This is a genomic window from Streptomyces sp. NPDC021100 (assembly GCF_044333095.1).
GTDB lineage: Bacteria > Actinomycetota > Actinomycetes > Streptomycetales > Streptomycetaceae > Streptomyces.
Window position 1 is genome coordinate 1 of the sequence record NZ_JBIRQH010000047.1, and the last position, 6,178, is coordinate 6,178.

Genomic DNA, 6,178 nt, shown 5'->3' on the forward strand with positions numbered 1-6,178 from the left:
CAGCCCCATAAAGGAATCCACCCTCACGGACATAACTCTTCCCCCACCGGCCCGGATCGGGATCGTAGAGGGATTCCACATCCCAGCCACGATCCCCCGGAAACACCGAAACCCCGTCACCACCCGACGCCACCAGATCCCACAAATCCTCCGGCGAATCCACTCCACCCGGGAAACGACACCCCATGCCCACAATCGCCAACGGCTCGTCCGCCGGAACGACCTGGCGCACGGCGTCCGCCGGGCGGCCGTCGGGGAGGCCCGTGAGGAGCGCGTGCAGGTGCCCGGCGAGGGCACCGGCGGTCGGGTGGTCGAAGACCAGCGTCGCGGGCAGCCGCAGGCCGGTCGCCGCGTCCAGCCGGTTGCGCAGTTCGACGGCGGTCAGCGAGTCGAAGCCCAGGTCCCGGAAGGCCGTGCCGGCGTCGACGGCCTCGCCCGAGGAGTGCCCCAGCGCCACGGCCGCCTCACGCCGGACCAGCGCCAGGAGCAGCGCGTGCTGTTCGGCCGCGTCCAGGCCGGCCAGCCTGTCCCGCAGCGGGGCGGCGGCGTCGGCCGCGGCAGCGGCGGTGCCCCGGCGGGGCACCCGGACGACGCGGGAGTACAACGGCGGCAAGGCAACCGCCCGCTCACGCAGGGCAGTGGTGTCCAGGCGCAGCGGAAGCAGGACGGGGTGTGCCGAGCCGAGCGAGGCATCGAAGATCGCCAGGCCCTCGTCGGGGGCCAGGGCCCGGATCCCGGTACGCGCCATGCGTTCCCGGTCCACCGCCGCCAGACCACCGGCCATGCCGCCGTCCTGTGCCCAGAGGCCCCAGGCGAGGGAGAGGGCGGGGAGCCCCGCGGTGCGCCGGTGCAGGGCCAGAGCGTCCAAGTAGGCATTGGCGGCTGCATAGTTGGCCTGGCCGGCGCCTCCCAGCGTGCCGGAGGCGGACGAGAAGAGGACGAAGGCCGACAGGTCGCGGTCGGCGGTCAGCCGGTGGAGGTTCCAGGCGGCGTCCACCTTCGCACGCAGGACGGTGTCGATCCGGTCCGGGGTCAGGGTCTCGATGACGCCGTCGTCGAGGACACCGGCCGTGTGGATCACGGCGGTCAGGTCCGGTATCCGGTCGAGGACCCCGGCCAGGCGCTCCCGGTCCGCGGCATCGCACGCCACCACCGTCACGTCCGCCGCGCCGAGCTCCAGGAGTTCCCGCTCCAGGTCCGCCGCCCCGGCGGCGTCCCGCCCGCTCCGGCTGAGCAGTACCAGGCTCCGCGCCCCCGCCGCGGCGGCCAGATGGCGTGCCACGAGTCCGCCCAGCGCACCCGTGCCACCGGTGATCAGCACCGTTCCGTCCGCGAACGGGCGTTCGCCGCCGCTCGTTCCGGGGAGCGCCCGGGTCAGCCTGGGGGCCAGCACCCGGCCGTCCGACCGGAGCGTGAGCTGCGGCTCTCCCGTGGCGACGGCCGCCCGGAGCGAGGACGGAGTGGGCTCGCCCGCGCGGTCCACCAGGACGAACCGTCCGGGGTGTTCCGACTGAGCCGACCGGATCAGACCGTGTACCGCGGCCGCCGCGAGATCCCGCACCGCCCCCGGTGCCTCATCCTCGACCACGCCGGTCGCGCCGGAGGTGACGATCACCAACCGGGAGGCCGCGTACCGCTCGTCCGCCAGCCAGGCACGCACCAGAGCCAGCACACCGTAGACGGCCTTCCGGACGGCGGTGGGGTCGCCGGACGCCGAAGCCGGTACCTCGTACACCACCACGGCCGGGGCGCCCGCCTCACCGGACGCGAGGTCCGCGAGCTCGTGCTCGGGCCGGTCGGCGGACACCACGGGCCAGTCCGGGGCGCTTTCGGAGGCGTCGGCCTCCCGTACCGGCGTCCAGTCGACGCGGAACACGCTTTCGGCCGGGACCGCCGCCACAGCACCGAGCCGTTCGTCCGACAGCGGCCGCAGGGCCAGGGCGCGCACGGAGGCGACCGGCCGTCCGGTGGGGTCGGCAAGCCGCAGTGACAACGCCCCGTCGGGCGCGGGCGCGATCCGCGCCCGCAGAGCAGTGGCGCCCGTCGCGGACACGCTCATTCCCGCCCAGGAGAACGGCAGGCGCAGTCCGTCGCCGTCCTCGTCGCCCGCCAGAGTGTGCAGTACGGAGTCGAGGAGGGCCGGGTGCAGGAGATACCGGTCACCGTCGAGGTGCTCGGGCAGCCGGACCTCCGCGAAGAACTCGTCGCCGTTCCGCCACGCCCTGCGCAGCGCACGGAACCCGGGCCCGTACTCGACCCCGGTGGCGGCCAGGCGCTCGTAGATCCCGTCCACGTCCATGGCCACGGCACCGGCCGGTGGCCAGACCGTGAGATCGCGCTCACCGTCCCCACCTGCATCCTGAACCGCGTCCGGGGACAGCGTCCCGGAGGCGTGCCGGGTCCACGGCTCGCCGCCCGACGCCGCCTCCGGGCGCGCGTACACGGCGACCGCGCGGTGTCCGGCCGCGTCGGCGGCGACGGTGACCTGGAGCTGCACGGCACCGCGAACGGGCAGCACCAGCGGGGACTCGAGGGTCAGCTCGGCCAGTCCGTCGCAGCCGGCCTCCTCACCGGCGCGCAGCGCGAGTTCGGCCAGGGCCGTCCCGGGCAGCAGTACCCCGCCGCGCACCACGTGATCGGCGAGCCACGGGTGTGTGGCCGTGGAGAGCCGCCCGGTGAACAGCAGCCCGGCACCGTCGGCGAGCGGCACGGCCGCACCGAGCACCGGGTGGTCCACCGAGAGCTGACCGGCGGCGGACATCCCGGTGACGGAGGACGAGCGGAGCCAGTACCGCCGGCGCTGGAACGGGTGGGTCGGCAGGTCCACCGGCCGGGCGCCGGCGGGGAACAGGGCTTGCCAGTCGATGTGCGCACCTCGGGTGTGCAGGAGGCCGACGGCCGCCATGAGCGCTTCCGGCTCGGGGCGGTCCTTGCGGAGGGTGGGGACGGCGGTTGCGGCGTCGTCCTGGGCCAGGGCGGAAAGGGTGGCGTCCGGGCCGAGTTCCAGGTACGTGCGCACGCCCTGCGCCCGGAGGGTCTGCACGCCGTCGTGGAATCGGACCGCCTCACGCACATGCCGCACCCAATACGCGGCGTCGAAGCCCTCCTGAACACTGCCCGTCAGGTTCGATATGACCGGGATGCCCGGGGTGCCGTAGGTCACCGGCTCGGCCACCGCACCGAACTCCGCCAACATCGGCTCCATCAACGGCGAATGGAAGGCGTGACTCACCCGAAGCCGCTTCACCCGACGGCCGCGCCCTTCCCAGAGCGACGCCAGCGCCGCCACCGACGCCTCATCCCCCGAGATCACCGAGGATGACGGGCCGTTGACCGCCGCGATGTCCACGCCATCGGTCAGGGATTCGCGCACCTCCGCCTCCGACGCCTCCACCGCCACCATCGCCCCACCAGCAGGCAACGCCTGCATCAACCGGCCCCGCGCCACCACCAACCGGCACGCATCCTCCAACGACAACACACCCGCCACATGCGCCGCCACCAACTCACCTATGGAGTGGCCCATGACGAAGTCCGGGCGCACTCCCCACGACTCCACCAGCCGGAACAGCGCGACTTCCAGGGCGAACAACGCCGGCTGCGCGAACTCCGTACGGTCGAGCCGCTCCTGGTCGTCGCCGAAGACGACATCCTTCAGCGGCAACTCCACCCGCTCACACACCGCGTCGAACGCCTCCGCGAACACCGGGAACGCGGCATACAGTTCCCGGCCCATACCGGCGCGCTGTGACCCCTGTCCCGAGAAGAGGAACGCGGTCCTGCCCTCGACGACCGCCCCCTCCACCACGCCCGGCACGGTCTCGCCGTCGGCCAGTGACGAAAGGCTCCGGCGGGCGTCGGCGACGTCGCTGGCGAGGACGACCGCCCGGTGGTCGAGCGCGGTACGGGTGGTGGCCAGGGAGAAGGCAACGTCCGCCGGGTTCGGGGCCGAGGCGGTCTCCAGGTGGGCGGCGAGCTGTCGGGCGCGGGCGCGGAGCGTCCGCTCGTCGCGGCCGGAGACGACCCAGGGCAGCACCGCGGCCGCATCCGGAGACACGGGTTCCGCGGCTCGGGGCACGGCCGGCGCCTGTTCGAGGATGGCGTGGGCGTTGGTGCCGCTGATGCCGAAGGACGAGACACCGGCTCGCCGGGGATGGCCGTTCTCGGCCCAGGGGACCGGATCGGTCAGCAGGGACACCGCCCCGGACGACCAGTCGACCTGCGGCGTCGGCTGGTCCACGTGCAACGTCCGCGGCAGCACACCGTGCCGCAGTGCCATGACCATCTTGATCAGACCCGCCACACCGGCCGCCGCCTGGGTGTGGCCGATGTTGGACTTCACCGTGCCGAGCCACAGCGGCCGGTCGGCCGGCCGCCCCTGGCCGTAGGTCGCCAGCAACGCCTGCGCCTCGATCGGGTCGCCCAGCGCCGTGCCCGTACCGTGCGCCTCCACCGCGTCCACCTGATCGGCCGTGACACCCGCCCGCGCCAGTGCCTGGCGGATCACGCGCTGCTGGGAGGGGCCGTTGGGGGCGGTCAGGCCGTTGCTCGCGCCGTCCTGGTTGACGGCGGTGCCCCGGACCACCGCCAGCACCGGGTGGCCGTTGCGCCGCGCGTCCGACAGCCGCTCCACGACGAGGACGCCGACGCCCTCACCCCACCCCGTCCCGTCCGCGCCCGCGGCGAACGCCTTGCACCGGCCGTCCGGGGAGAGTCCCCGCTGACGGCTGAACTCGATGAATGCGCCGGGGCTGGACATGACCGTGACGCCGCCGACCAGAGCCATCGCACATTCGCCCTGGTGCAGGGCCTGACCGGCGAGATGCAGGGCCACCAGGGACGACGAGCACGCGGTGTCCACCGTCACCGCAGGCCCCTCCAGACCGAACGTGTAGGAGAGCCGCCCGGAGGCCACGCTCGCGGCCACGCCCGTGAGCTGGTAGCCCTCGACATCCTGGGGTGCCTCGTGGAGCACCGGACCGTAGTCCTGGGACATGGCTCCCACGAAGACACCGGTGTCGCTGCCCCGGAGCGAGACCGGGTCGATGCCGGCCCGTTCGAACGCCTCCCAGGACACCTCCAGCAGCAGCCGCTGCTGCGGGTCCATGGCCAGCGCCTCGCGCGGACTGATGCCGAAGTGGGTGGCGTCGAACTCGGCGGCGTCGTGCAGGAAACCACCGGCCGTCGCGTAGAACGTGCCGGACCGGTCGGGATCCGGGTCGTACAGCCGCTCCAGGTCCCAGCCGCGGTCGGTGGGAAACGCCGACACCGCGTCGCGGCCCTCCGCCACGAGCTGCCACAGCTCCTCCGGCGAGCGGACGCCGCCGGGGAAACGGCAGCTCATGCCGACGACGGCCAGCGGCTCATCCGACGCCGCCGCGGCCGTGGTGCGCGCGGACTCCTCGGAACCCTGGGCGCCGACGAGTTCGGCGCGGAGGTAGCCGGCCAGGGCCAGCGGGCTGGGGTGGTCGAAGACCATGGTCGCGGGCAAGTGGAGTCCCGTGACCGTTCCCAGCCGGTTCCGGAGGCGCACGGCCGTCAGAGAGTCGAAACCCAGGTCTTTGAACGCCCGGTTGGGGGCGATCGCCTCGGCTCCCGAGTGCCCGAGCAGCGCGGCGGCCTCCCCGTGTACGAGGTCGAGCAGCACTCGCTCCTGTTCGCTCGCCGTGAGCGCCAGCAGCCGCTGCCGGAGGGCCGAGTGCTCGGGGGCGGCTCCGACGGCGCGGCGTCGACGCCCGGGAATCAGGGTGCGCAGGAGGTCGGGGACGTCCTCGGTACGGCCGCGCAGCGCGGCCGGGTCCAGTCGTGCCGGGACGAGGAACGGGCGGTCCGAGCGCAGCGCCGAGTCGAAGCGGGCCAGCCCCTCGTCCGCCGGCAGCGGTACGACGCCGAGGGCCGCCAGGCGCCGGAGTGCGGCGGTGTCGAGCTGGGCCGTCATGCCGGTGGGTTGTTCCCACAGGCCCCAGGCGAGGGAGTGGGCGGGCAGCCCGGTGGCGTGACGGTGCTGGGCGAGGGCGTCCAAGTAGGCGTTGGCTGCGGCGTAGTTGGCCTGACCGGGACCGCCGAGGGTGCCGGCGGCGGAGGAGAAGAGGACGAACGCCGACAGGTCACGGTCGAGGGTCAGCTCGTGCAGATTCCACGCCGCGTCCACCTTCGGACGCAGCACCGCCTCCAACCG

1 protein-coding gene is annotated in these 6,178 nt (G+C 73.6%); it reads right to left on the reverse strand.

Translation table 11 applies throughout. The annotated features are described in order from the left end of the window. Positions 1-6,178: SDR family NAD(P)-dependent oxidoreductase (locus ACH4PU_RS36080; RefSeq protein ID WP_398282285.1), on the reverse strand; the 6,178-nt coding region annotated here is incomplete at both ends.